The organism is Eikenella halliae, from assembly GCF_001648475.1.
Lineage (GTDB): Bacteria > Pseudomonadota > Gammaproteobacteria > Burkholderiales > Neisseriaceae > Eikenella > Eikenella halliae.
In genome coordinates, this window is record NZ_LXSQ01000014.1 from 128,631 (window position 1) to 153,915 (window position 25,285).

A 25,285-nucleotide genomic window follows, 5' to 3' on the forward strand; every position below is an offset into this window, starting at 1 on the left:
CTAAAACCAACCGCCGTGGGCAGCAGGCACGGGCTTTTCCAGCCCATACTGCGCGGCCGGGAAAGCAACAGACCGATAGGCTACCTGAAAGCAATCAGCCTGCCAAGCCGCATTGGTTTGCAAATTAGCGGATTATCTTCACCCTTGCCGGGCGCTGGCCGGCCTTGCCGAGCTTTAGCCATGTTGGCAACCGCAGCCCGGCATCGGCAGCAAATTTGTCCGCTAGCGCCCGCAGACAGTTTCCCGGCCAGGCCGTACAATACCGCCCGTTACCTAGGCTACTTGAAAATCAAGGACCCCGCCATGCAGGATTTCCACGTTGCACAACTGCCGCTGCCGCCGCAGGGCACCCACCTTGTCGAGGCTTCCGCCGGCACGGGCAAAACCTACAGCATTGCCGCGCTGTTCACCCGCCTGGTGGTGCTCGAAGGCTGGGCGCCGGAAAACATACTGGTGGTTACCTTCACCGAAGCCGCCACCGCCGAGCTGAAAAACCGCCTGCGTGCCCGGCTGGGCGAAGTTTTGGCCGCCCTGCAGGGCGGGGAAACGCCGGACGATGAGTTTCTGCAACACCTGCTGACCGAAGCCTTGGCCAGACAAGAGCGCGGCAAACTCATCCTGCAGCTGCAGGCCGCCCTGTCCGGCTTCGACACCGCCGCCATCTACACCATCCACGGCTTCTGCCTGCGCGTGCTGGGCGACTACGCCTTTTTGTGCGGCGTGCCCTTCGAGCTGGAAACCGGCCCCGCCGACACCGCCGCCCGCCTGGTGGCCGCACAGGATTTCTGGCGCGAACACGTGGCCGACCACCCGCAAAACGCGCGCATCACCGCCCGCTTCGGCATCACCCCCGCCTCCGTGCTGGCCGAATTTTCAGGTAGCCTCAAACGCGCTTTTTTGGACTACAGGCTACCTGAAAACCGCCTGCCGCAAATACAGAAAGGCCTCCACGCCGCTTGGCAGAAGCTGCGACGGAATGCGGAGGAAATCGAAGCCGTGTACCGCCGCATCAAGCCGCAGCTTCACGGCGGCACATTCAACGCCTCCGTCGACACTCTGTTTGCCGAGCTCCGGCAAGCCGCACAAGAAGGATTGGCGCAACCCGTGCTTTCCAAGCCGGACAAGCTGCTGTGTTTTGAAGACAACGCCTTGCGCGGCAAAATCAAGAAAAACCAGCATATTGAAGAAGCCGACATCGCCGCCCTGCAGCCCTTGGCCGTTCTCGGCCGCCGCCTGGCCGAAATCAGCGGTGCCGAGCAGGAAGCCGCCATCCGCCTCAAGCTCGAATGTTTGGGCTACCTGAAAACCCGTTTGGCCGAAGACAAACGCCGCAGCCCGCGCCGCGACTACGACGATTTGCTGCTCGACGTTCACGCCGCCCTGTCCAACCCCGACCACCACGAGCAAGCCGAAGCGCTCGCCCAAGCCCTGGCGGCCAAATGGCGCGTGGCACTCATCGACGAATTCCAAGACACCGACCCGCTGCAATACGCCATTTTCCACACCGCCTTTATCCGCCAAGGCGTGCCCGTATTTTTGGTGGGCGACCCCAAACAGGCCATCTACGGCTTTCGCGGCGCCGACATCCACGCCTACCTTGCCGCCGCAGCCGAAACCGCCCCCGAGCAAAGCTATACCCTGCGCACCAACTACCGCAGCCACCGCAATCTGGTCAACGGCATCGGCCATCTGTTTGCCGCCCGCAGCCACCCCTTCGTGCTGCCGCAGATTGCCTACCCCGACGTGCAGGCCGCCCGCGCCGAGAGCCTGCTCAGCCCGGCACCCGAAGCAGCCGTGGCCGTGCGCTGGATCAATCCGGCGGGCGAAGGCGAAGGAAAACTGCCGAATAAAGATGCCTTGCGCGAGCTCTGCGCCGATTATTGTGCCCGCGAAATTGCCGCACGGCTCAATCAGGCGCTTTCAGGTAGCCTTTCCATCGGCGGCAAACACGGCGGCGGAAACGTGCCGCTGCATCCTGGGCAGGTGGCCGTATTGGTCCGCACCCACAGCGAAGCCGCCCTGGTTGCGCGCACGCTCAAACGCCGGGGCGTGCGCAGCGTATTGCTGCAACAGCAATCGGTGTTCGATACGCCCGAAGCCGAAGCCCTGCACGCCCTGCTGCTGTTTTGGCTGGCACCGCAGCAAACCGAATACCTGCGCTTCGTGCTCGGCGGCATTTTCTATGGCTACACCGCGCAAGACCTGGCCGAATTGAACGGCAACGAAAACCGCCTGGCCGAGTGGATCGCCCTGGCCGAAACCGCCGCCGAAGCCTGGCGGCAGCACGGCATCTACACCGCGCTCACCTGCTTTGCCCGCCAAAGCGGCCTCGAGCAGCACCTTCTGCACACCCGCAACGAACGCAGTTTCACCAACTTCTGGCAGCTGGCTGAAATCCTGGCACTGGCCTCCGACGAATGCGTTACGCCCTCCGCATTGGCGCAATGGCTGGAAGCACAGTTGCAAAACGTTGGAAAAGACAAAAAAAACACGGAATATCAGCTGCGGCTGGAAAGCGATGAAGACTTGGTAAAAATCGTTACCATGCACGCCGCCAAAGGGCTGGAATACCCGCTGGTGTTTTGCCCTTTCGTGTGGGACGCCAGCCGCGATTTGGTAAAAGACTGGAACATCATCAGCCAAAGCAACGGCCGCAACCTATTGTTGGCCAAAGCCCAGCTGGGCGAAGAAGACGAGCGGCAACTGTTTGCCGAAGACCTCGGCGAACGCCTGCGCCTTTTGTATGTCGCCCTCACCCGCGCCCGCGAGCAGCTCGTGCTCTACGCCGCCCCCTGCAGCAACACCCCGGAAAACACCTTCGCCTATCTCTTGGCCGAAGCGGCCGGAGACGACTGCCAAGCCATCCGCGACTATTGGCGCGGCCTGAAAGGCCAAGCCCTGGCCGAAGCCCTGCGCCGGGCCTGGCGCAACCGCATCCAAAGCGCCGCGCCCGGCCAGCTGCAATGGCTGGAAGACGAGCCGCCCGAAGCCCGCTACCACGCCCGCGACGAACAACAGGGCAGCTACCGCGCCCTCGTGCTGCCCGAGCGGCCGCTGCAATTTATCCGCCACACCAGCTTTACCGGCCTGAGCCGCCAAACCCTGCCCGCCGAAGAGTGGCTACCTGAAAACCCGTTGGCCGATGAAAACCCTATTGCCGAAGCCGAAAGGCTACCTGAAAACGAGCGCAGCAAGTTTCTGCGAAGCCAAAATGCAAGCGACGAGTTGCGGGCCAACGGCCAAAATGTAGTTGAGCCAAACGGGCAGGCCGATTTGTGGTCAAATGAAGCCGAAACTGCCTTGTTAGCCTTCCCTGCTGGTATCCAGCCCGGCATCTGCCTGCACAGCATTTTGGAGAAAACCGACTTCGCCCGCCCCGCCGCCGAACAAGCGGCATCCTATGCCGATATTTTGACCAAACACGGCTTCGAGGCCGAAGCATGGCTGCCGGCGGCGCTGGAAATGGTGGAAGCCGTGCGCCGTGCGCCGTTGGCAGAGAATATGCAGTTGGCCGATATTCCCGCCGATAGCCGCGTGGCGGAAATGGGCTTCGTGCTGCATCTGCACGATTTCGGTTTGAAACGCCTGCGCCGCTGGTTTGCCCGCCCCGACATCGGGCTACCTGAAAACGCTGCCGCCCACCTGCCGCAGCTGGATTTCCACGCCGTAACCGGTTTCCTCAACGGCTTCATCGACCTGATTGCCGCAGGAAAAGACGGCGGGGTATGCGTTATCGACTACAAATCCAACCACTTAGGCAGTCGTTTGGCCGATTACGGCCAAGCCGCCATGAGCGCGGCGGTGAGCGAACACCATTATTACCTGCAGGCGCTGATTTACGCCGTGGCCACCGCACGCTACCTGAAACAACGCCGCGCCCTGCCCGAATCCATCCATGTGCGCTACCTGTTTGTGCGCGGCCTGAATCCGCACGGCCAGGAGGGCTTGTGGTGCTGGGACATCCCCGTTTCCGCCCTGCAGGAATGGCTCGAATAGCCGCCGCCGCGCAGGCAAGGCAAAATAAAGCGAGAAAATCAGCATAAATAACAAGCCTTAGCCAAGTTTTCCCAAACGGATATTGACTATTTGGCAAATCTGCCTATAATATGCCGCTTTCGTAAGTACGGCTCAGCCGGAAAATGCCCAAGCGGGAATAGCTCAGTTGGTAGAGCGCAACCTTGCCAAGGTTGAGGTCGCGAGTTCGAGACTCGTTTCCCGCTCCAAGTTTCAATCATCCGAATCCCAAGCGGGAATAGCTCAGTTGGTAGAGCGCAACCTTGCCAAGGTTGAGGTCGCGAGTTCGAGACTCGTTTCCCGCTCCACTATCCACTTACCGGTTCGGGTGCTACGCGGGAATAGCTCAGTTGGTAGAGCGCAACCTTGCCAAGGTTGAGGTCGCGAGTTCGAGACTCGTTTCCCGCTCCAAGTTTCAGCGATTTGGCCGATACAGTCGGCCAAAAGCCAATTTGGCGGGATAGCAAAGTGGTTATGCAGCGGCCTGCAAAGCCGTGTACGCCGGTTCGATTCCGACTCCCGCCTCCAAAATACCAAAGTGAATGTAAACCGCAGGCAGCAAATAGCCGTTGCGGTATCGGTTTAAACAAACCATACATCAATCAGCACGGCGGGGTGGCAGAGTGTTTATGCTGCGCGGGGTGCAACCCGCGCATAGGCCGGTTAAAATCCGCGCCCCCGCCTCCAATCATCCAGGCTGACAAACCACAGCCCGGCCCGAGTGGTGGAATTGGTAGACACAACGGACTTAAAATCCGTCGCTCCTTAATACGAGCGTACCGGTTCGATTCCGGTCTCGGGCACCACAAACCGCTTTATAGCGGTTCTTTTTTTGTCCCCAGACATCCTCAAAATACACAAAACAGTTTAAAATCAATTAACTAATTTATTTTATTCTTATTTACCCTATCTTCGAAAATATTCCACCGTCCTCCTCAATCCACATAAGTTTGATGGTGCTTTTACAAATACTTGCTACAACTCTCAATCAAAGCACTAACACTGTCTGGCAACAGGTCGGAATATACATGGTTTTAAACGGGCTATTGTCCTACCGCAATACGGTGGACAAGCCGTGCGGGCTGCATCAAGCCTATCTCACGGTGGCTACCAGCGGCGAAGTAGTCAAGGCGGCACTATACGAATCACGCAGCTGGCAACGGTTATCGGCCAAAAAATGCAGGCATTGAAACCGATGTGACCATACACCTATTCCGCACAAAAACAAACCGCATTCTTAATTTCGTGAAACCCACAGGAAAAGAACGTGAAATACTAATCAAACCATGGCAAGCATAGTCCATATTATGCAATTGCCTCAACCGCAAAAGGCTACCTGAAAACTTTAGCTTCGCAGAAACTCACTGCGTTCGTTTTAGCTTCGCAGAAACTCACTGCGTTCGTTTTAGCTTCGCAGAAACTCACTGCGTTCGTTTTCAGGTAGCCTTTCTTTATTTATACCGTCAACTCTTATTCAGCCCCGCCCTCCCCTTGTGGCTGTGTCTGATTGGCAGGAGCAGCGGGATTGAGGCTTTGTGTGAGGCCGTTGATGTCGCCGCCGCTCAAGCCCAGCTCTTTGAGCAAACCGTCCACCAGCGGGGCTTGGGCGCGGTAGCGCAGGGCACTGTTCACCACTTGGTCGGACAAAGCCGCGTTGCCTTGGGCGTTTGGGCTACCTGAAACGCCGTCCGCGGCAGCGCCACTGAAACCGCCCAAGCCGTTGACTTGCAGAATCTTGATGTCGTCGATGTTTTCCATCGGGCGCACGGATTCGCGGATGATGTCGGGCAGGTGTTTCAACAGGGCGAGGCGCACTTGCATTTCAACTTGCTCGACGCTCAACACGTTGGCGGCTTCATTCACGGCGCGGGTACCTTCGGCATCGACTTTGTATTGCTGCTCTTGCGCTTGCGCCAGCAGGATTTTGGCATCGGCTTCGCCTTTGGCTTGCAGGCGTTGTTTCTCAGCTTCGGCTTCGGCGGCGATGCGCACGGCTTCGGCGCGGTCTTGCGCGGCCTGTTTCTCGGCTTCGGCGGCGACGGTGAGCGAAATCGCGTCTTTTTGCGCGGCTTCTTCGGCGGCAATCAGCTCGACCGCTTTGGCACGTTCGGCGCGTTCGGTTTCGCGTACGGTAATCACGCTCTCTTCTTCGCGCACGGCGGCGGCGCGGGCTTTGTCGGCCTCGGCTTTGGCTTCGGATTCGGCACGCGATTTTTCGGCCACGGCGATGGCGCGGTCTTGTTCGGCCAGCTCGATGGCTTTGCGGCGCTCGACTTCCGCCTGCTCGACGGCTTGGGACTTGCGGATGTCTTCGTTTTTAATATCGCGTTCGGCGGCGATGCGTTTCAAATCCACTTCGCGTTCGGCGGCGATTTTGGCTTCTTCCGCCTCACGTTTTTTCTGCGCCTCCTGCTCGGCGATGCTGGCTTCCTGTTCGGCACGGCGCACGGCGATTTCGCGTTCTTGTTCGAGTTTGGCGTATTCTTCTTCGCGCGAGATTTTCAGGCGTTGCTGCTCGGCTTCGAGGTTTTTGGTTTTAATCGCCAAATCGGTGTCTTGTTCGATTTCGTTGCGTTTTTTGCGGCGGCCTTCGATGGTTTCGGTCAGTTTGGTCAGACCTTCCGCGTCAAAGGCGTTTTGCGGGTTGAAAAATTCGAAGCTGGTTTGGTCGAGGCCGGTCAGGGAAACGGTTTCGAGCTCGAGGCCGTTTTTAAACAAGTCTTCGCTCACGACTTGTTGCACTTTCTGAACGAAATCAACACGTTTTTCGTGCAGCTCTTCCATCGCCATTTCGGCGGCGACGGCGCGCAGGGCATCGACGAATTTACCTTCAACGAGGTCTTTCAATTCGTCGGGCGACATGGTTTTCATACCCAGCGTTTGCGCGGCGGTGGCGATGCTCTCGGCGCTGGGTTTGACGCGGACGTAAAATTCTGCCATTACATCCACGCGCATCCGGTCGCGGGTAATCAACGCCTGCTGCGCCGCGCGGCGCACTTCGAGACGCAATGTGTTCATGTTCACCGGAATAATTTCGTGCAGCACGGGCAGCACCATCGCGCCGCCGTTCATGATGACTTTTTCGCCGCCGAAGCCGGTGCGCACGAAGGAGACTTCTTTGCTGGCGCGGCGGTACAGGCGGGTGAGGATGAGGCCGAGTACGAACAGCGCGGCCAGAATCACGCCGGCGATGATGGCAATGGAAATAAGGTTCATGGTTTTCCTTTCTGATGCTTGGATTGATAAATGCCTATACAGGCCTCGTGTGTTTTTAGCTTTGCAAGACATCGTTTTCAGGTAGCCTTTATTCTGTGAGGCTACCTGAAAATCTTAGCTTGCACGAAGCTAAAATCCTTTGCTACATAGCGTTTGCCTTAAAGCAAACCATTTCTTAAATTTAAAACGATTACGGGCGCATGAAAGCAGGTTTTGTTTTCAGGCAGCCTCAAGCAGCCAAGAGGCTACCTGAAAAATCTCAGTTAATAATCTTCCCCCACCGCCCAATAAGCCAACGCGCCCAACAGCGAGAACGGCAAAGTCATCAGCAGCAGGCCGTTGTAAAACCTCTGCCACATCGCCGCTTCATCGGCCACATACTCTTGATGAGCCGTTGCATAATCCAGTAGCACGCCGTCAGGCGCCACGATTTCAAACACCCGGTAACGCCCGCCCGGCACACTCTGGTAATACGACACATCCAAAGCCTGCCCCACATAGCGCAGCGCCTCGCTGCACACCGCCCGATTAACCCGGGAAGAATCCTGCCTATCGGGGAAACACGCCAGCTCTACCCCGTCTAAATCCAGCCAATAAATTTTAGAACTCCCTCCCCGGTAATGGGAGAAGGAACGGCTGTCCAGCTCCGATGGCGCAATCCCGCTTACCCGATGCAGCGCAGAATACGGTACGGTATGCAGCTGATGAGTGTGCCACACCATCAGCGGCAATCCCAATAAAACCAGCGCAGGCAGCACCACCTGCATCCACCTCCGCATCCACATCCCCACCACCGCCCAGAACAGCAACCACAGCGGCGACACACAAGCCCACAGCCACCACCTCCACCCGCCCACTTCGTGCATAGGATTGAGCAAACCCCACCACGGCGCCGTTGCTGCCAGCAAAAACAGATTGGGATCGCCCCGCCATTTACGTTCTGGGCAAAGCGAATAGGCATCCTGCCAATTCAGCATCACCACCAAACCCGTCAGGACGACCGCACACCAAAAAAAGCCCGCACCAATTAGGTCGCGATACCACCAAGCCACCCCCCAGCACACGAAAAACAGCACCTTGATCCATTTTCTCAGCAGCATCATTCGGAACTCATTCCCAATCATCCGTTTCCCTTTTCAGGTAGCCTCAAGCAGCCAAAAGGCTACCTGAAAACCATAAAACTCCATCAAACCACCATGCCCGCCATTGTCCCCCAAAATGCTTCTCGGTCAGCCCCGGTTTCTGCAAACAGCAGGCATTTTCAATTTTTCGCCATGATGTATGTAACTAGATTGCAACAAAACATTTCTTTACACGAGAAATTGTATCTTAAAAACAAAAATATAAAGCAAACATCATTTTACGCAGATTGCCAAATTTCCATCAGCCACTAAAATGCCAATCGTTCTCAATACCTTGTTTATTAACCGATATGGCAGCAGGTTCAACCTAACTGCCTGTTTTTTGTTTGTCTTTTTATCTTTAAGGGAACTGCCTCATGAAACAACCGCGCACACACCTCAAAGCCCTCATCCTTGCCCTTGCCGCCATCGGCAGCCCCGGCCTGCTTTATGCCGAAGGCACGAATGAGGCACAGCCTGCCCAAGGGCAGGAGCAACAGGCCGACAGCACCGACAGCGCCGAGCTCGAAGCCATCGAAGTTACCGCCCGCCGCCGCTATGCCAGCGGCTACCAGCCCATTTCCGCCGATGTCATCGGCGGCGGCAACACCCCGCTGCTCGAAGTGCCCCGTAGCGTAAACATCGTTACCCCCGCCGTGCTGGAAGACCGCCGCCCCGGCTCGCTGGATGAAGCCCTGCTTACTGTGAGCGGCATCCGCCAGGCCAACACCCTGGCCGGCACGCTTGAGGCCGTGGTGAAACGCGGCTTCGGCGACAACCGCGACAACTCCGTGCTGCGCAACGGCATGCAGATGACCCAAACCCACGTATTCAGCCCCACCGCCGAGCGCGTGGAAGTGCTCAAAGGCCCGGCCTCCACACTCTACGGCGTGCAAGACCCCGGCGGCGTGGTGAATGTGGTAACCAAACAGCCGCAGCTCAAACCTGCCCGCTCCGTGAGCACCAGCTTCGGCAGCCACAGCGCCCGCCAAGTAGGCGTGGATTTCACCGGCCCCATCGGCTCCAGCCAAAGCTGGGCCTACCGCTTCATCGCCGATTACCGCCAAAGCGACTACTGGCGCAACTTCGGCGAAATCAAGCAAACCACCATCGCCCCCTCGATCAAATGGATTGGTGAGCACACCACCATCACCGCCGCCTACGAATACTTGGACTACACCGTGCCCTTCGACCGCGGCACCTTCCTCGACTCCACCCGTGGCGCAAACTACGGCAAGCCCCTCGCTATTCCCGCCGAACGCCGACTGGACGAGCCTTTCAGCGAGCAAAGCGGCAAAAACCATATGTTCCAGTTCACGCTCGACCAATATTTGAGTGAACAGTGGAAAATGCGCCTGAACTACGGCTTCACCTACCATACCTACGACGACTGGAAAGCCCGCATTGCCAACACCGCCGCCGGTATCAACACCACCACCGGCACGGTGCGCCGCCGCATCGACGGCACGCAGGATGCCCGCCTGCGCGTGCACAACCTGGCCTTAAGCTTCAAAGGCGACGTGCATACCGGCAGCGTACGGCATAAACTCGGCTTCGGCCTCGAAGCCATGCACAACGACCGCCTGCTGGGCAAAATCTATCAAAGCCCCGCCAACAACTACACCATCAATATGTACAACCCGGTGTATGGCCGCATTAGCCCGCAGCCCGGCGTGAACACCATCGACGGCCAAGGCAACAACACCCAGCAAACCGAAATCCTCAAAACCTTCGCCCTGTATGCCAACGACGATATTCATTTCGGCGAAAAATGGATTGTGTCCGCCGGCCTGCGCGCCGAGTATTTCGACCAATACGCCGGCCGCGCCAACCGCAATTTCGTATTCAAAGCCAACACCGACAACCACGGCTGGAACTTCTCGCCCTCGCTCGGCGTAACCTACCGCCTCACCCCGCAGTGGTCGCTCTATGGCAGCTACGCCACTTCCTTCCGCCCGCAGGTGTCTATTTCCAGCGAAATCCCCGGTGATGCCAAGCCGGAGAAAGGCCGTTCGTTTGAAATCGGCGCCAAATTCGCCGGTGAGCGCCTCTCTGCCGCCCTAGCCGCATTCCATATCGAAAAAGAAAACGTGCGCTACAGCGTTACCTCCGGCGGCCAAACCGAAACCCGCTATGCCGGTCGCGCCCGCTCCATGGGCTTCGAAGCCGAAATGGGCGGCCAAATTACCGAACGCCTCGGTGTGAATGCCAACTATGCCTACACCGAAACCAAGGTGCTGGAAGCCGAAGCCGCCGCCCAAGGCCTGCCGCTGAACAACACCCCGCGCAACCAGTTCGGCCTGTACCTGACTTACGATTTCGGTAACGCGCTGGGCGGCAACTGGCGCGCCGGCATCGGCGCCAAATACAACGGCGCATGGTACATCGGCAAAAACGCCGCCAGCGGCGACCGCCTGTGGAAAATCCCATCCGCCACCGTGGCCGACGCCTTCGTTTCGTATGAAGCCAAGTTCGGCGGCAACAAGCTCAACGTGCGGCTCAACGGCAAAAACCTGACCAACCGCCTGTATTACACCTCCACCGTGGGCTCTTCTGCGCAATACCCGATGATTGCCATCGGCAACCCGCGCGAAATCAGCGTTTCCGCCAAGTTTGAGTTTTAAGCATTTGGCCGCGGCATAACGCCCCATGAGGCTACCTGAAAAATGCCATCCCGTTTTTCAGGTAGCCTTCCGCGCTGTTTGGCCCGCCTGTCTCAACCCCGTTTTACTGCCGTTTTATTTTTCAGGTAGCCTTTCAATCCCAAAGGGCTAGGCAAACCAAATTGGCTTTCGATACCAGGCGGTGAGCCGCAGACAGTACAGAAGTACGGCAAGGCAAACCAACGCGGTAGCGGTAGCGAAAGTTAAGCTGGTTTGCCATACCTGAAAAATAAAGTTATCCAACCCAACACCACATATGAAACAAGAACAATGGAAAATCGAGCTCCTGAACAGCCCGCTGTGGCTGGTGCAGAGCTTTTTCGGCGTATTGCTGTTTTGCCTGATCACCGCCTTCCTGTTGCGCCGCACTGCTTTCGGGCAGCGCTTCGAGCGCATCCTGCACCCCTGCTTGGCACGCAGCAACCGTATCCGGGTGTGCCTGCTTTTGGCCGCGCTGCTCTTGATGGTGCTGCTCGAAGTGCGCATCAGCGTGCTCAATTCCTTTTTCTACAAAGGCCTCTACGATTCCCTTCAAGACCGCGCCGCCGCCGCCTTCTGGTTTTTCGCCGGCATCAACAGCGCCTTGGTGGTGTGTAAAATCATCCATGCCCTGGCCGACGAGCTGCTCGAGCAAGTCTTTATGATCCGCTGGCTGGAAAAACTCAACGCCGCGCTCACCCAAAGCTGGCTCGCCCATAAAAACTACTACCGCCTGCACATGCGCCGCCACGCGCCCGACAACATCGACCAACGTATCCAGCAAGACGCGCAAGACTTCATCGCCTCCACCGCCGAGCTCGTGCGCGGCCTGATCAACGCCATCGTTTCCACCATCGAATTCACCGTCATCCTCTGGAATCTCTCCGGCGTGCTCAGCGTATTGGGGCTGGAAATCCCGCGCGGCATGGTGATGTTTATCTACCTCTTTATCCTCTTTGCCACCGCCACTTCCGTGTGGATCGGCCGCCCCCTGGTGAAGCTCAACTTCCAAAACGAACACTTCAACGGCAACTACCGCTACGCCCTTGTGCGCGTGCGCGACCACGCCGAGAGCATCGCCTTCTACAACGGCGAGGCCGCCGAAGGGCGCAACCTGCGCCGCCACTTTGCCCACATCATCCGCAACCGCTGGCAGATTGTGTTCCGCAGCCTCGGCCTCAACGGCTTCAACACCGGCATCACCCAAATTTCCAACCTGCTGCCCCTCATGCTGCAAGCCCCGCGCTTTTTCGCCGGCCAAGTGAAAATCGGCGATATGCACCAAACCGTGCAAGCCTTCAACCGCCTGCAACGCGCCCTATCCTTCTTCCGCAATTCCTACAAAGACTTCACCGCCTATCAAGCCCGGCTCGAACGTCTCGACGGCTTCTTCCAAAGCATGCAAAACCACCTGCCCTACCGCCAGCCGCAGCACGAAGCCGAAAACTGCATCCTGCAGGCCGACAAGCTCACCTTGTACCGTAACAACGGCAACATCCTGCTCTCCGACGTCTCCTTCCGCGCCCAAAGCGGCGATTCCCTACTCATCCGCGGCCCATCCGGCTGCGGCAAAACCTCATTGCTGCGCGCCCTGGCCGGCCTCTGGCCCTTCGGCAGCAGCGGCCACATCATCGGCCCCGCCCGTGAACACATCCTCTTCGTGCCCCAGCGCCCCTACACCCCGCAAGGCAGCCTGCGCCGCGCCATCTGCTACCCCAACATCCGCCCCGACGAACACCAGCTTACCGCCGCCCTCGAAGCCTGCCGCCTGGGCTACCTGAAAGAACTGCTCGACACCGAAGACGACTGGCAGCACAAGCTTTCCCCCGGCGAGCTGCAGCGCATCGCCTTCGTGCGCATCCTCATCACCCGCCCCCGCCTCGTGCTGCTCGATGAGGCCACCGCCGCGCTCGATGAAAATACCGAAGCCGCCCTCTACCGCCTGATTCGCCACGAGCTGCCCGACAGCATCATCGTGAGCATCGGCCACCGCAGCACCCTCAACGCCTTCCACAACCAAATCATCTGCGTGGGCGAAACCCTGATCGACTGCGGCACCAGCCGGATTTAACATACCGAATTGTTAAAGAACACATATTTGCCAACCAAGCAGCCGCCAAAGGCTACCTGAAACTCAAACCGTGTCATCGGGCGGCATGGCTGCGCCGATACCCACCCATTTGAAGTTTCTACCCTTTCAAACTTTCAGGTAGCCCCTTCCCTGTCTTCACTCACATACTCCAGCAACGGCAGCCCCGTGGCGCGGCTGATTTGTTTGGCCGTTATCTCTGCCGTCTGCCGGTTGTCGCGCAGCAGCAAATCTGCCTCCAGCAGCCGCACGTTTTTGCCGCCCGCCTTGCCCGCCAGCCAGATTTCGCTCAAGTCCACGCTCACGCCGTTGCACCGCACGCGGCTGTAAATGCCGCAAAATTCCGATAGCGCATAGCGTTTTTCAGGTAGCCACTTGAAACTGTGCAGGCGGTACACAATCAATTCGTCTCCCAGCACGCTGTAGCGTACTTTGCGCAAGGTATGCCAACGGTGCGCCAGCCGCCCGGCGATAGACAGCAGCGCCACCAGCCAAAACAACCGCCAGCCGACCCCTCCTCCGATCCACACCATCCCAAATGCAAACAGCAGGAACATTAGGCGCGAGAGCAAAGTGCCAACCGAATACACAGCAAATTCCGCCCCATCCGCAAGCTTCGGCACGGCACGTTCCGGCAGCTTCGGCTGCGGCTCGTGTTCCGCCTGCCTGGCCGCCGCCAGCGCGGCTTTGATTTCGGAGGGCTGCCGCCAAGCCGTTTGTGTTTGCGCCGTTTTCCGGCCGCGCCGCGCACGAAACACCCCGCGCACTTCCGATACCGCCACCGCCAACAGCCCGAGCGCCAGCAGCCCCGCGCCGAAATACAGCGGCTTCGGCAGGCTGCCGCTGTGCCAATCCGCCGCCAAACGCAGCAGCCGAACCGCCAGCCAAGTCCACAACCCGGCCGCCGCTAGATTCACCGCCTGCCGCCACGCAGGCAGCGTTTTCACCTGCAAGGGCTGCAACTGTGCCGGATTGGCCGCCGTCTCCTCTTGTGCGCGGATTTCCGTGTTGATAACCGGCCGTTTGGCCAAACCCGTGGTGCGGGCGATATGGCTTTGGATATCGTCCAAGCCTTGCAGCGAATCTTTGTGCGACTGGAAATTTTCCTCCAGCACCAAATCGTTTTGCCCATTTGCCGATTCCAGCCACAAACGCCCGTAATAACCGCGGTAGTCGTCCCGCACCTTCTCCGCCGCCACCGCCGCAAACATCGAAAGCGGATATTCCCGCTGCGCCTGCCAGCCCCAACGCCAGCGCCCGTGCAGCAGCACGCCGCGCTCCGTGTCCAGCCGCAGAAATTCCCGCGCCGCGAATACGCGCCAGTACAGAATACCGGCCAGTGCCGCCCCGCCGAAAAACAGCAGCACCATGGCCAAACGAAGCGCCGTATCCACCCCGTTGCTGGAAATGTCCGACAACGTATCCAGCCCGATAATCAGCGGCAGCAATACCCCTACGCAGACCACGCCGATTTCCAGCGTCAAATCCTTAGATGTAGCCGGATACAGCATCACGATTTTGCGTTTGTCTTGATTCATCATCATGTGTCTTTCATTTTTCAGGTAGCCTCAAAACTGCCCGGCAAACTTATACCACCAAGGCCAGCAGGCAAAACACTGTCCAGGCCGCCCACACCAGCAGCGCCCACATGTGGATTTGCTCCGTATCCCAATCCCCCGCCTGCCAGCCGATGAGCCAGCCTGTCTTCCAGACTTCGATTTTTCCGCCACATCCCACGAGATAATCCACTTAAAAAACAGGCTGAACACAATATAAAGCGGAAAGATTGACAATTTCCCCATCCAATCCATATCAATTACCTCCATCAGGATGTCCGCACCCAGTCCCTCGTTTTCAGGCGGCAAGCGTAGCGTGGGCAGGACAGCTGCAGGGCAGGCATTGATGCCCGCGCGGGGTTTTAACTTCGTTGAAGCTGCGCTTTCAGGTAGCCTGAGAGGGGGGATGGGCTGCCTGATAAAGTGTCGGGTTTGCAACCCGGCCTTCCCGCCGGATTCATGCCTGCGCAGGAATAGCGGAGCGGGCATTTTTTTTGAATTGGTTATACCGTCCGCCGCCATCTCCGGCGGAACTCACGCCACGAAATCCAAACCTATGTCCAGCGAGCGGCTGCTGTGGGTGAGGTAGCCGAGGGCGATACCGTCCACGCCGGTTTGCGCCACGCGCTTCAGGCGCTCGAAGCCGATGCCGCCCGATGCTTCGCAATAAACAGCGTGGGGGTGGGCGGTTTGCGTGTGGCAGCGGTTTGCCGCTTCTTTCAAGGTTTCGTCGTCCATGTTGTCCAGCAAAATCCGTTCCGCACCCGCCGCGAGGGCTTCGTCCAGTTGTGCCAATGTGTCCACTTCGATTTCCACGCAGGTCAGCGCCCCGGCGGCCTGCTTTGCCTGCCGCACGGCTTGGGCGATGCTGCCGCAATAGGCGAGGTGGTTGTCTTTGATGAGCACGGCGTCGTCCAAGCCCATGCGGTGGTTTGTGCCGCCGCCCGCCCTGACGGCGTATTTTTGCAGGACGCGCAGCAGGGGGATGGTTTTGCGGCTGCACACGATGTCTGTGCCGTATTCGGCGACTTCGGCAACGGCAAGCGCGGTGGCGGTGGCGATGCCGCTCAGGTGGGTGAGGTAGTTGAGTGCGGTGCGTTCGGCGGCGAGCAGGGCGCGGGCATTGCCTTCGACGGCGGCCAACGTCTGGCCTGCGCGGACGGCTTGCCCGTCTTGGATTTCGGCTTGGAAGCGGACGGACGGGTCCATTACCTGAAAGGCGAGGCGCGCCAAGTCCATGCCGGCGATGACGCCGTTCTCGCGGCTGACGAGGAAGAGTTTGGCGGTTTTATCGGGGGCGATAACGGCGGCGGACGTAATGTCGCCGCGCCTGCCCAAGTCTTCGCTTAAGGCTTGCTCCACCATGGGGTGCAGCAGGGTGTCGGGCAGGGGGAAGAGGGTGTTTTCTAGCGGCATGGGGTTTCCTTTGTTGGGGGTTTCCTTTGTTGAAAGAAGGGGGGCGGCAGTTCCGAGACCGTCTGGAAGCGGGTTAACGGCTGCCCAGCGGCAGGCCTATGTCTGAAATCAGCCTGTCGGGCAGGACGCCGTCGCGGAAGCGGTACAGCTGCGCGGGGCGGCCTTTTCCGCCCGATACGCCGGTATCCGACGGCTCGATGAGGTTTTGCTGCTGAATCTGGCGGCGGAAATTTTGCTTGTGCAGCAGGCGGCCGCTGATGGCTTCGACGCTGCTTTGCAGTTGCAGCAGCGTGAATTCGGGCGGCATCAGTTCGAAAATCACCGGGCGGTATTTGATTTTGGCGCGCAGGCGGGACAGGGCGGTTGCCAGCACGCGGCGGTGGTCGTGGCGCATGGGCTGCCCCGTGGGCGCGAAGTCGAAGTTTGCCTGCGGCTCGGCGGCTTCCGCTATCAGGCCGCTTTCATACAGCATTTCATAGCGTTGCAAAACGTATTCTTCCGACCAGTTTTCCGGTACGACCCCCCAGCACAAATGAATGCGCTTGAGCCGCTTTTGGCGCACTTCCTCCGTGTCCGCCGAGTTTGCCCAAATGCGCAGGCGGCCGACAAGGGCATCGCGCTGCCCGCCGTCGGTGCGCAAATCTTCCCACGGGAAATAGCCGTAGCAGTCCTGCCATTTCGCATCCGGGTGCAGGATGCTGTCGGCGGCCTCGCGCACTAGCCCCAAATAGCTGACGTATAAGACCGGCAGACCTTGCCCGTTTTGACGGCGCGTATCCACAAAGGTGTAAAGCTGTTCCACATAGCCCATGGGCTGCGAAGTCTGTTTGGCGACCCACAGTTTCACGCCCGCCTGCAGGGAGTTGCGCAGGGGGGAGAGCGGGCCGTTGGGCAGGAGTTCGCCCCGGGCGACGGTCAATACCCGCAGGCCGCCGTTTGTTACGGCAATCAATACGGGAACCAGTTCGACGATGCTCTGCGGCGGGGCTTCGGCTTCGGGGTAGGCGTCCATGCTTGGCTTTCGGCAGGGGTGGAAGGCTTTATTGTAAATCAAAGCGGTTTGTCAAAGCGGGGCGGGCCGCAGGTTTGCGCTTCGTCCGGGTACGCTTTCAGACGGCCTTGCATATTATACTCAAAATGAGCATAATCTAGGAAAGTTTGAAAATATAGTGGATTAAAATAAAAATGAGACAAGGCGGCGAGCCACAAGGCGTACAGGTAGTACGTCAAGGCGGGTCAACGCCGTATCATTGCGATTTTAATCCACTATACACGACAAACCCTCATGCCGCCTGAAAACCCAGCCATAAGGAAACATCATGCAGACCGCCGCCCGCCGTTCGTTCGATTACGATATGCCCCTCATCCAAACGCCGACTTCCGCCTGCCAAATCCGACAGGCTTGGGCGAAGGTTGCCGACACGCCTGACCGCGAGACGGCAGGCTACCTGAAAAACGAAATCAAGGCCTTGCTGAAGGAGAAAAACGCAGTTTTGGTAGCGCATTATTATGTTGATCCGCTGATTCAGGATTTGGCTTTGGAAACGGGCGGGTGCGTGGGCGATTCGCTGGAGATGGCGCGCTTCGGCGCGGAACACGAAGCCGGCACACTGGTGGTGGCGGGCGTGCGCTTCATGGGCGAGAGCGCGAAAATCCTCTGCCCTGAAAAAACGGTGCTGATGCCCGACTTGGAAGCGGAATGTTCTTTGGATTTGGGTTGTCCCGAAGAAGCGTTTTCAGCGTTTTGCGACCAACACCCCGACCGCACGGTGGTGGTGTACGCCAACACTTCCGCCGCCGTGAAAGCGCGTGCCGATTGGGTGGTAACGTCTTCGGTGGCGTTGGAAATCGTGTCGTATTTGAAATCGCGCGGCGAGAAGCTGATTTGGGGGCCCGACCGCCACCTCGGCGACTACATCCGCCGCGAAACGGGCGCGGATATGCTGCTGTGGCAGGGTTCGTGCATCGTCCACAACGAATTCAAAGGGCAGGAGCTGGCGGCCTTGAAGGCGAAGCACCCCGACGCGGCGGTGCTGGTTCACCCCGAATCGCCGCAAAGCGTCATCGAATTAGGCGACGTGGTCGGCTCGACCAGCAAACTGCTGAAGGCCGCCGTATCGCGTCCCGAAAAAAAATTCATCGTGGCGACCGATTTGGGCATCCTGCACGAAATGCAAAAGCAGGCGCCCGACAAAGAATTTATCGCCGCGCCGACGGCGGGCAACGGCGGAAGCTGCAAAAGCTGCGCGTTCTGCCCGTGGATGGCGATGAATTCGCTGGGCGGCATCAAACACGCCCTGACAAGCGGACGCAACGAAATCCTGTTGGACAGAAAGCTGGGCGAAGCCGCCAAACTGCCTTTGCAGCGTATGCTCGACTTCGCGGCAGGGCTGAAGAAAAAAGATGTGTTCAACGGCATGGGCCCCGCCTGATTTGCCGTCCATATTGCCGTTTCAGACGACCTCTCAAACAAGGACAACACCATGCAAACCGATTGCGACGTATTGATTGCCGGAAACGGGCTGGCGGCACTGACGCTCGCCCTGTCGCTGCCTGAATCGTTCCGCACCGTCATCCTGTGCAAAAACCGGCTGGACGACACCGCCAGCCGTCATGCGCAAGGCGGGATTGCGGCAGCGTGGTCGGGAGAGGACGACATCGAAAAACACGTTGCCGATACCTTGGAAGCGGGCGCGGGTTTGTGCGACGAAGCCGCCGTCCGCGCCATCCTGTCGCAGGGCAAACCGGCAATCGAATGGCTGTTGGCGCAGGGCGTGGCGTTCGACCGGAATCATAACGACCTGCACCTGACGCGCGAAGGCGGGCATACCTGCCGCCGAATCGCCCACGTCGCCGACTACACGGGCGAAGCCGTCATGCAGAGCCTGATTGCCCAAATACGCCGCCGCCCGAACATCCGCGTTTACGAGCAGCAGATGGCGTTGGATATCCAAACCGAATCAGGCGCGGCGTGCGGACTGACTGTCCTCGACCGCCAAACGCAAGGAACCTACCGCATCCGCGCCCGCCATACCGTACTTGCAGGCGGCGGCTTGGGACAGATTTACGCCGCCACCACCACGCCGCCCGAATGCACGGGCGACGCCATCGCCATGGCGATACGCGCAGGCTGCGCAGTCGAAAACCTCGAATTTATCCAATTCCACCCCACAGGCTTGGCAAGGTCGTCTGAAAACGGCCGCACCTTCCTGATTTCCGAAGCCGTGCGCGGCGAAGGCGGCATTCTGACCAACCAAGCGGGTGAACGGTTTATGCCGCATTACGACCGCCGCGCCGAACTCGCGCCGCGCGACATCGTTGCCCGCGCCATCGCCGCCGAAATCGCCAAACAAACGCAAGATTTCGTCTCGCTCGACATCAGCCATCAACCCGCAGCGTTCGTCCGTCAGCATTTCCCGTCCATCCATCGGCACTGCCTGTCCCAATGCGGTTTGGACATCACGCGCCAAGCCATCCCCGTTCGCCCCGTGCAACACTACACCTGCGGCGGTATCCAAACCGACCCCAGCGGCAGAACCTCCCTGCCGCAGCTCTACGCCTTAGGCGAAACCGCCTGCACCGGCTTGCACGGAGCCAACCGCCTCGCCAGCAACTCCCTGCTCGAATGCGTCGTTACCGCCAGGCTTGCCGCCCAAACCATCGCGGACGGACAAGCATTCCAAACCGCACCACCCCAAAGGTCGTCTGAAAACCCCACCGCCGAAGCAGGCATCTTTTCAGACGACCTCCAAAACACATTCAGCCGCCCCGTCCTGCAAGTGTTCAACCAACGCCATCTCGGCATCCTCCGCAACGATACCGGCGTGAGCCGCGCCATCGCCCAACTGCGGCTTTGGAAGCAAAACCAAGCCGAACCGCACACCGCGTCCGAATACGAAAACCGCAACCTGCTCGAATGCAGCCTCGCCGTCGCCCAAGCCGCATACGCCAGGCGGCAGAACGTCGGCGCGCATTTCAACACCGATTTGACGGTGTGCCCCGATTGTCGGACGACAGGCTGACGGCGGAATGGTTTTGATACGGCATCCTCCTGCCCGACCAGATGCAAATTATCCAACCTGCCCGCCTTATCCAAATATAGTGGATCAAAATTGCAATGATACAGCGTTGGTCCGCCTTAACCTACTCCTGTACGCCTTGCGGCTCGCAGCCTTATCTCATTTTTATTTTAATCTACTATATTTTCAGGTAGCCTCTATCGCTCCAATATCGGCAAACCCGTTGCTTTGCCAAACTCATCCATCATTTGCAAAAGCTGCTGTTTCAGCATATACACCGCCATCCGCTGTTTCTCCTCGCTATAGCGAACCTTGCGCAAACCGCACCAGCCGCTCCACAAACGGTGCAGTCCACACACGGTGGGAATCATCCATAGCAACCCATCTCTCAATGAACCATATTCCGAAAACAAATTCATTACTGCCAGCCCGCTAAACGGCAACCAAATCGCACTCAACAACAGCCACTCCCCGGGTTTCTCCAACACAAATTCCCATCCTTCCAAGCCATCTGCTTCCGCCTGTAAGCGCAATCGGCTTCCTGCATCTATCCCTTTCATCTCTATTCCCGCTTTCAGGTAGCCTCAATCCACCAAGCTCCCGCTCGGATTCAAAATCGCCTTAAACGTATTCCCCTCCAGCGACACCAAAAGCACCGCCTCGCCCTGCTTCAGCACGCCTTCGCCGTCGGGCTCGGCCATCACATAATGCTGCTGGCCGTAGCCATCTTTCACCCGCACCTGCGCCGGGCTGCCAGGCCGCGCCTCGCCCAGCACCACCGTACCCACGCGCCCGATCAGGCTGTCTTGAGAAACGGCGGTGGTTTCGTCTTTGGGCATGATTTTGTAGAGCTCGCCCGCCGTAAGGCGCACCAGGGGCAGCGCGAGAAACAGTGCCGCCGCTGCCGCCAGCCAAGCGTTCAGGTAGCCGCCAAACAGCCCGGCACACACGGATTGCAGCACATAGCCCGCAAGCCCGAACACGGCGAGAAACACCACCAGCAGCATCATCAGCGGCACGCGCCCCACATACAGCCAATCCAAAAAGCGCACCAATGCGCCCGCCCCTTCGATGCCGCCGTGCAAATCGCCGTCCAAATCCGCCTCCACCAGGCTGTCGGGCAACAGGTTATCGAGCCAGTCAGTGAGGCCGCCTGCCAAGAGCGAAAGCAGCTCTAAGAGGCCGAGCATCAGCATCAGGGCGATGGCGATGCCGAAAATTTCGGTTTCGGGGGCGTTGATTAAATTCCACATGGCGGGGTCTTTCACGGGTTGTCGGTTAATCGGATTTCGTTTTCAGGTAGCCTTAAGGCGGAGGGAAAAGGCTACCTGAAACCATATTTCTATTTCATTCCATCTCTCGCAATGGCACGCGCTGCCGCCCCTGTTCGTCAAAATTCTCTTCGGCCAGCCAGCGCTGCATCCGCTGCTTCACCTGCGGCCAGTCCGCATCCAGCATGGCAAACCAGGCGGTATCGCGGTTGCGCCCTTTATACACCACCGCCTGCCGGAAAATGCCTTCGAAACGGAAGCCCAATCGCTCGGCGGCGCAGCACGAGGCTTGGTTCAGCGCGTCGCACTTCCATTCGTAGCGGCGGTAGCGCAGGGTTTCAAACACATATTGCGCCAGCAAAAACTGCGCTTCGGTGGCAATGCGGCTGCGCTTGAGCCGCTCGGAATAAATCACCCAGCCCACCTCGATCACGCGGTTGGCGGTATCCGTGCGTTGCAGCGCCATGGTACCGACCGCCCGGCCGTCGGCCTGGTCGATGATGACGAAGTAATACGGGTCGGCCGATTGCTCCAGCCTTTGCAGCAACGCGTCCAGTTCGGCAACGCCCGCCACGGGGTTGAGCGAAAGATAGGTCCAATTTTGCAATGGCGAAGTCGGGCCGTACACGGCATACAGATCCGCGCCGTGCCGCGCGGCGGAAAGTTTTTCCAAACGGCAATAGCGGCCGGAGAGCAGTGCGGCAGACGGGCGCTCGCCGGGCGTGTGGCCAGGCAGGCTTTCGCCGATGGGTTGGTTGAATTCGTTGACGGGCATGGATTTTACCTTAGCTGTTTGTGGGCAGTAGGCTACCTGAAAATATAGGTTTTCACTTAACAAAAGTTTTCAGGAAGCCTTTCCTATTTAAGGCCGGGTTTGCGGCGCTTGGTAGGGGATGGCGCTGTCTATGCCCTCCAGCAGCCCTTTGGTGCCGTCCCGGCGGATAGCGGCTTCCAAGCCGGGCAGCTTGGCGCGCATTTGCGGCGGCATAATCTGCTCGAAGGCGCGGATTCTCTCGTCTATGCCCAATCCGGCCAGAGCTTGGGCATCTTCCGGTTTTTGATACATCTTGATGCTCTTGAGCAGCAGGTAGGCGCTCACGGCATTGGCTGGCTCTCGCTTGGGCACGCCTTGGTATTGCGCGTATTTGGAGGCCAGCAGATACATGGCCTGCGCATCGTTTCTCAGCACAGCCTGGCGATACCAATACACCGCCCATTCGTAGCTCTGCGCCGTGCCCTCGCCGGAATCGTACATCTGCCCCACCAGCCGCATGGCGCTGGGGCTGCCCTGCTCGGCGGCGGAAAGGTAGCTCTCGAAAGCGTTTTGCGGTTTGCCGGTTTCATCGTTGCAAAGCGCCACGTTTTCGAGGCTGTCGCGGCTGTTGAGCTGTTTGTGCGCCTGCTCGAACAGCCGGCAGGCCTTCTCCTTATCCACCGCCACGCCGCGCCCCTCGGAATAGGCCACGCCGAGGTTGTTTTGCGCTTTGGCATGGCCCTGCGCGGCGGCTTTTTCATACCACGGCACGGCTTCTTTCCAGCGGTTGCCGCGCATATAGAGGCGGCCGGCTTCGTATTGCGCGTCCACGCTGCCCATACGGGCTTTGAGCAGCAGCATGGGCGACGGCTTGCCCACTTCGTCTTGCCAGCCCGGCACGGGCATCCCGGCATTCCCCGCCGCCGCCCACAATACCGCGCCGAGCACCAGCACGCCCAACACCACCGGCACGGTGCCGATGCTTTTCTCTTCTTTCACACGCCTGTTGTTTCTCATGTTTTCATTTCCGATACTGTTGATTATTGAAGGTTTGTTTTTTTCAGGTAGCTCATACGGCCTGGGAAAGGGCTACCTGAAAACGAACGAAGTGGGTTTCTGCGAAGCCAATGCGCAGCTCAAAGATAGGCATAAGCGCACAGGAACAGCCACAAGCCGAGCGCGGGCAGCAGGATTTTCGGCCACGATGGGCTGGGCTTGCCGAATAGGGTTTGCACAAACGACACCAGCGAATACACGGCGGCGAGCATCGTCCAGAAGATGGTGAACATGGCCACGCGGGCGATGCCGTAAGACATGGTGCCGCCGGCGTTGGCCATGGCCGTCCACAGCGCGGGAATCAGCAGCCAGGCGGCGGCGAGGATGCCGATGTGTTTGAGTTTGGCTGGTGTATCCAATTTATCGTCTGCCTGCTTCATTTTGTTTCCTTTATGGTTTCGGGCTACCTGAAAACCGTGTTCGCCCCTTAGCTGAAATTAACGTAAACCAGCATGCCGACCAGGGCGCTGATGCCCAACCACAGCGCGAGTTTGGTTTCCGCCCAGTAGTCTTCCCAAAATTTGCCCCGAAACAGGCTGATGATGTCGGGGGTTAGATAGAATTTCACGCATTCGGTAAACTCTTCCCAGTCTTCAAACAGCAGGGTGTAAAGCAGCGCGGCGGTAACGAGCGCGGCGGCGATGGCGTATATCATGGGCTCTCCTTGGATGGAATAAGCGGGGTTTTTCCAACGGCCTGCTTAGCAGGAAATTTCTCTTTCAGGTAGCCTTACCGAGGCATAGGAAGGCTACCTGAAATATACGCTCACTCTTTGCTGTTGGCTTTCAACGCGGCCAGCCTTTCAGCAATGCGGTTGTTGCGGCTCAAATCTTCCAATTCTTTCAATTTGGCCAACTGCGCCGCATCGGTGCTGCTGTGGACGGCATTTTGCCTGCCCATCACGCGGTCGAAGGCGTTGCCGCTTTTTTCGGCATCACGGGCGATGCGGCCCATGTCGCTGCCGCCTGCCGCTTTGCCTGCGCCCATGCTTTGCTGTGCAGCGCGCCACTCTTGCAACTGCTGCTGCATCTCGCGTTTTTTCGCCTGCAGGGCGGCGATGAAGCCTTCCAGTTCTTTTTCCTGCGCGGCGCAGTCGGCGATGGTGTTTTCCAAAACAGGTAGACGCGCTTCGATGTCCATCTGCTCGGCGATGCCGCTTTCGGCCAAATCGTCGCGCCCAGCGGCTACGGCGGCGCGGATGTGGTCGGACAGGGTTTCGTGGCGGTTGCTCTCGTCGGCCATTTTCTTGGCGGCCAGATGCTTTTGCGCCAACACTTTGCCCAACTCGGCGCGCACTTCGTCAACCGCGCGCTCGATTTCGCGGATGCTCTCGTTCATTACCGCCTCGGGCGCAAGGTTTTCCGCTGCGTCAATCAGGGCATGAAAACCGCCGCTCACCAAACGGCCGACTCTGCGGGACAGGGTTTCGCTCATTTTTGTTTCCTTTCCATAAAATGTGTTTGATTCAAATTGGTGTGAGGCAGAGGTCAAACCTCGCCCGCCTGTTGCACAATCTTCGCCAGTTTTAAAGTGTTCTCAAGCTGTTGCAGCACGGTATCATCATAGGCCGCACCTTTGCCGGTAACGGCCAGTTGCAGGATGCTGTCGGTGAGGCGGACGATGCGCCACATCAGCTCGCGCTCGTATTGCTTCAAATCGGCTTCCTGCGCGTTTTCCGGCAGGTCGGCGGCCAGCGTGGCGGCCAGGTCGGGCAGCTGCTCGAACAGCCGCGCCACAATGTGCGAATGGATGCCGAATTCTTTCTCGGCGTGCAGCACGTCGCGCCGGGCTACCTGAAAAAACTGCTCCTGCGCAGCCAGCGCGGTGCCGTAATCGTGGGTTTGGCTGTGGGCAAGCCGCGCCTGCGTGAGCAGCTCGCGGATTTTTTCAGACGGCGTATTCGCGCCTTCTATTTTTAGTTCCGCAATAAAATCTGCATCTTCCTGCGATATTCGCACGCTAATCGGAATTCGGTTGGCTGCTGCCATATGCAATCACCTTTCTTTGTATTCATTTGTATTCAAATATATCCAAATCAAATTCTTTGCGCAATATTTTTCTCATCAAATTCAATAAAATTTTTTCAACACAATGATAATAAATATAAAAAATCAATGCACACATTTGCATA

Annotated in this window: 19 protein-coding genes and 6 tRNA genes; 11 read left to right on the forward strand and 14 right to left on the reverse strand. The window is 58.5% G+C overall.

The window, feature by feature from the left end:
• Nucleotides 1-303: 303 nt before the first annotated feature.
• From recB to A7Q00_RS05925, 7 genes are all read left to right on the forward strand, one after another.
• Nucleotides 304-3,996: an exodeoxyribonuclease V subunit beta gene (recB, locus tag A7Q00_RS05900; protein ID WP_064089729.1), complete on the forward strand. Its 3,693-nt coding sequence runs from the start codon at nucleotides 304-306 to the stop codon at nucleotides 3,994-3,996.
• 151 nt (nucleotides 3,997-4,147) lie between these two features.
• Nucleotides 4,148-4,223: transfer RNA gene (locus A7Q00_RS05905), tRNA-Gly, on the forward strand.
• A 23-nt stretch (nucleotides 4,224-4,246) separates the two neighbouring features.
• Nucleotides 4,247-4,322 (forward strand) — tRNA-Gly (locus A7Q00_RS05910).
• Between the two features lie 27 nt (nucleotides 4,323-4,349).
• Nucleotides 4,350-4,425: transfer RNA gene (locus tag A7Q00_RS05915), tRNA-Gly, on the forward strand.
• Nucleotides 4,426-4,468: 43 nt separating this feature from the next.
• Nucleotides 4,469-4,542 (forward strand) — tRNA-Cys (locus A7Q00_RS05920).
• Nucleotides 4,543-4,623: 81 nt separating this feature from the next.
• A tRNA-Cys gene (locus A7Q00_RS13455) sits at nucleotides 4,624-4,701 on the forward strand.
• A 28-nt stretch (nucleotides 4,702-4,729) separates the two neighbouring features.
• A tRNA-Leu gene (locus A7Q00_RS05925) sits at nucleotides 4,730-4,820 on the forward strand.
• A gap of 664 nt (nucleotides 4,821-5,484) precedes the next feature.
• Here the strand turns inward: A7Q00_RS05925 and A7Q00_RS05930 are convergent.
• Nucleotides 5,485-7,230, reverse strand: a complete 1,746-nt coding sequence (locus A7Q00_RS05930; protein WP_064089679.1) for a flotillin family protein — start codon at nucleotides 7,228-7,230, stop codon at nucleotides 5,485-5,487.
• Between the two features lie 263 nt (nucleotides 7,231-7,493).
• On the reverse strand, nucleotides 7,494-8,333 hold the full coding sequence (locus tag A7Q00_RS05935) for a 6,7-dimethyl-8-ribityllumazine synthase (protein ID WP_156503761.1): 840 nt from the start codon (nucleotides 8,331-8,333) through the stop codon (nucleotides 7,494-7,496).
• A 395-nt stretch (nucleotides 8,334-8,728) separates the two neighbouring features.
• Between A7Q00_RS05935 and A7Q00_RS05940 the strand changes: the two genes are divergently transcribed.
• Both A7Q00_RS05940 and A7Q00_RS05945 read left to right on the forward strand, forming a co-directional pair.
• Nucleotides 8,729-10,975: a TonB-dependent siderophore receptor gene (locus A7Q00_RS05940; RefSeq protein WP_064089681.1), complete on the forward strand. Its 2,247-nt coding sequence runs from the start codon at nucleotides 8,729-8,731 to the stop codon at nucleotides 10,973-10,975.
• Nucleotides 10,976-11,270: 295 nt separating this feature from the next.
• Nucleotides 11,271-13,064 carry an ABC transporter ATP-binding protein/permease gene (locus A7Q00_RS05945; RefSeq protein WP_064089682.1) on the forward strand — a complete coding sequence of 598 codons (1,794 nt, stop codon included), beginning with the start codon at nucleotides 11,271-11,273 and terminating at the stop codon, nucleotides 13,062-13,064.
• A 134-nt stretch (nucleotides 13,065-13,198) separates the two neighbouring features.
• Here the strand turns inward: A7Q00_RS05945 and A7Q00_RS05950 are convergent, their stop codons facing one another.
• The 4 genes from A7Q00_RS05950 to A7Q00_RS05965 all read right to left on the reverse strand — a co-directional run bounded on the left by A7Q00_RS05950 (nucleotide 13,199) and on the right by A7Q00_RS05965 (nucleotide 17,066).
• Nucleotides 13,199-14,626 carry a hypothetical protein gene (locus A7Q00_RS05950; RefSeq protein WP_064089683.1) on the reverse strand — a complete coding sequence of 476 codons (1,428 nt, stop codon included), beginning with the start codon at nucleotides 14,624-14,626 and terminating at the stop codon, nucleotides 13,199-13,201.
• Nucleotides 14,627-14,669: 43 nt separating this feature from the next.
• Nucleotides 14,670-14,831 (reverse strand): hypothetical protein, encoded by a 162-nt coding sequence (locus tag A7Q00_RS13460; RefSeq protein ID WP_156503762.1) that lies wholly within the window; start codon nucleotides 14,829-14,831, stop codon nucleotides 14,670-14,672.
• Between the two features lie 341 nt (nucleotides 14,832-15,172).
• Entirely contained in the window at nucleotides 15,173-16,054 is an 882-nt protein-coding gene (nadC, locus tag A7Q00_RS05960; protein WP_064089685.1) for a carboxylating nicotinate-nucleotide diphosphorylase, read from the reverse strand.
• A 73-nt stretch (nucleotides 16,055-16,127) separates the two neighbouring features.
• The gene (locus tag A7Q00_RS05965; RefSeq protein ID WP_064089686.1) at nucleotides 16,128-17,066 is read right to left on the reverse strand and encodes an NUDIX hydrolase; all 939 of its coding nucleotides are present in this window, start codon (nucleotides 17,064-17,066) and stop codon (nucleotides 16,128-16,130) included.
• A 307-nt stretch (nucleotides 17,067-17,373) separates the two neighbouring features.
• Between A7Q00_RS05965 and nadA the strand changes: the two genes are divergently transcribed.
• On the forward strand, nucleotides 17,374-18,486 hold the full coding sequence (nadA, locus tag A7Q00_RS05970; protein WP_064089687.1) for a quinolinate synthase NadA: 1,113 nt from the start codon (nucleotides 17,374-17,376) through the stop codon (nucleotides 18,484-18,486).
• A 51-nt stretch (nucleotides 18,487-18,537) separates the two neighbouring features.
• Nucleotides 18,538-20,076 (forward strand): L-aspartate oxidase, encoded by a 1,539-nt coding sequence (gene nadB, locus A7Q00_RS05975; protein WP_064089688.1) that lies wholly within the window; start codon nucleotides 18,538-18,540, stop codon nucleotides 20,074-20,076.
• Between the two features lie 194 nt (nucleotides 20,077-20,270).
• Here the strand turns inward: nadB and A7Q00_RS05980 are convergent, their stop codons facing one another.
• The 8 genes from A7Q00_RS05980 to A7Q00_RS06015 all read right to left on the reverse strand — a co-directional run bounded on the left by A7Q00_RS05980 (nucleotide 20,271) and on the right by A7Q00_RS06015 (nucleotide 25,142).
• A complete protein-coding gene (locus tag A7Q00_RS05980; RefSeq protein WP_064089689.1) occupies nucleotides 20,271-20,633 on the reverse strand; it encodes a hypothetical protein in 363 nt (120 codons plus the stop codon).
• A 24-nt stretch (nucleotides 20,634-20,657) separates the two neighbouring features.
• Nucleotides 20,658-21,326 (reverse strand): OB-fold-containig protein, encoded by a 669-nt coding sequence (locus tag A7Q00_RS05985; RefSeq protein ID WP_064089730.1) that lies wholly within the window; start codon nucleotides 21,324-21,326, stop codon nucleotides 20,658-20,660.
• A 94-nt stretch (nucleotides 21,327-21,420) separates the two neighbouring features.
• Complete coding sequence (locus tag A7Q00_RS05990; RefSeq protein WP_064089690.1) at nucleotides 21,421-22,119, reverse strand: GNAT family N-acetyltransferase; 699 nt, start codon at nucleotides 22,117-22,119, stop codon at nucleotides 21,421-21,423.
• Between the two features lie 87 nt (nucleotides 22,120-22,206).
• Nucleotides 22,207-23,115 (reverse strand): tetratricopeptide repeat protein, encoded by a 909-nt coding sequence (locus A7Q00_RS05995; protein ID WP_064089691.1) that lies wholly within the window; start codon nucleotides 23,113-23,115, stop codon nucleotides 22,207-22,209.
• 119 nt (nucleotides 23,116-23,234) lie between these two features.
• The gene (locus A7Q00_RS06000) at nucleotides 23,235-23,534 is read right to left on the reverse strand and encodes a hypothetical protein (protein ID WP_064089692.1); all 300 of its coding nucleotides are present in this window, start codon (nucleotides 23,532-23,534) and stop codon (nucleotides 23,235-23,237) included.
• A 47-nt stretch (nucleotides 23,535-23,581) separates the two neighbouring features.
• Complete coding sequence (locus A7Q00_RS06005; protein WP_064089693.1) at nucleotides 23,582-23,809, reverse strand: hypothetical protein; 228 nt, start codon at nucleotides 23,807-23,809, stop codon at nucleotides 23,582-23,584.
• Nucleotides 23,810-23,919: 110 nt separating this feature from the next.
• Entirely contained in the window at nucleotides 23,920-24,588 is a 669-nt protein-coding gene (locus tag A7Q00_RS06010) for a PspA/IM30 family protein (RefSeq protein WP_064089694.1), read from the reverse strand.
• 53 nt (nucleotides 24,589-24,641) lie between these two features.
• Nucleotides 24,642-25,142, reverse strand: coding sequence for a hypothetical protein (locus tag A7Q00_RS06015; RefSeq protein ID WP_064089695.1), 501 nt, complete (start codon nucleotides 25,140-25,142; stop codon nucleotides 24,642-24,644).
• Between the last annotated feature and the right edge of the window lie 143 nt (nucleotides 25,143-25,285).

Excerpts from the sequence above, each read along its gene's own strand:
- nadA (WP_064089687.1), top strand. The coding sequence starts at position 17,374 with ATGCAGACCGCCGCCCGCCGTTCGTTCGATTACGATATGCCCCTCATC.
- nadC (WP_064089685.1), bottom strand. The coding sequence starts at position 16,054 with ATGCCGCTAGAAAACACCCTCTTCCCCCTGCCCGACACCCTGCTGCAC.
- A7Q00_RS05990 (WP_064089690.1), bottom strand. The coding sequence starts at position 22,119 with ATGCCCGTCAACGAATTCAACCAACCCATCGGCGAAAGCCTGCCTGGC.
- A7Q00_RS05930 (WP_064089679.1), bottom strand. The coding sequence starts at position 7,230 with ATGAACCTTATTTCCATTGCCATCATCGCCGGCGTGATTCTGGCCGCG.
- A7Q00_RS05985 (WP_064089730.1), bottom strand. The coding sequence starts at position 21,326 with ATGTGGAATTTAATCAACGCCCCCGAAACCGAAATTTTCGGCATCGCC.
- A7Q00_RS06000 (WP_064089692.1), bottom strand. The coding sequence starts at position 23,534 with ATGAAGCAGGCAGACGATAAATTGGATACACCAGCCAAACTCAAACAC.
- A7Q00_RS05995 (WP_064089691.1), bottom strand. The coding sequence starts at position 23,115 with ATGAGAAACAACAGGCGTGTGAAAGAAGAGAAAAGCATCGGCACCGTG.
- A7Q00_RS05940 (WP_064089681.1), top strand. The coding sequence starts at position 8,729 with ATGAAACAACCGCGCACACACCTCAAAGCCCTCATCCTTGCCCTTGCC.
- A7Q00_RS06010 (WP_064089694.1), bottom strand. The coding sequence starts at position 24,588 with ATGAGCGAAACCCTGTCCCGCAGAGTCGGCCGTTTGGTGAGCGGCGGT.
- A7Q00_RS05935 (WP_156503761.1), bottom strand. The coding sequence starts at position 8,333 with ATGATGCTGCTGAGAAAATGGATCAAGGTGCTGTTTTTCGTGTGCTGG.
- A7Q00_RS05980 (WP_064089689.1), bottom strand. The coding sequence starts at position 20,633 with ATGAAAGGGATAGATGCAGGAAGCCGATTGCGCTTACAGGCGGAAGCA.
- A7Q00_RS05945 (WP_064089682.1), top strand. The coding sequence starts at position 11,271 with ATGAAACAAGAACAATGGAAAATCGAGCTCCTGAACAGCCCGCTGTGG.
- A7Q00_RS05965 (WP_064089686.1), bottom strand. The coding sequence starts at position 17,066 with ATGGACGCCTACCCCGAAGCCGAAGCCCCGCCGCAGAGCATCGTCGAA.
- nadB (WP_064089688.1), top strand. The coding sequence starts at position 18,538 with ATGCAAACCGATTGCGACGTATTGATTGCCGGAAACGGGCTGGCGGCA.
- recB (WP_064089729.1), top strand. The coding sequence starts at position 304 with ATGCAGGATTTCCACGTTGCACAACTGCCGCTGCCGCCGCAGGGCACC.
- A7Q00_RS06005 (WP_064089693.1), bottom strand. The coding sequence starts at position 23,809 with ATGATATACGCCATCGCCGCCGCGCTCGTTACCGCCGCGCTGCTTTAC.
- A7Q00_RS06015 (WP_064089695.1), bottom strand. The coding sequence starts at position 25,142 with ATGGCAGCAGCCAACCGAATTCCGATTAGCGTGCGAATATCGCAGGAA.
- A7Q00_RS05950 (WP_064089683.1), bottom strand. The coding sequence starts at position 14,626 with ATGATGATGAATCAAGACAAACGCAAAATCGTGATGCTGTATCCGGCT.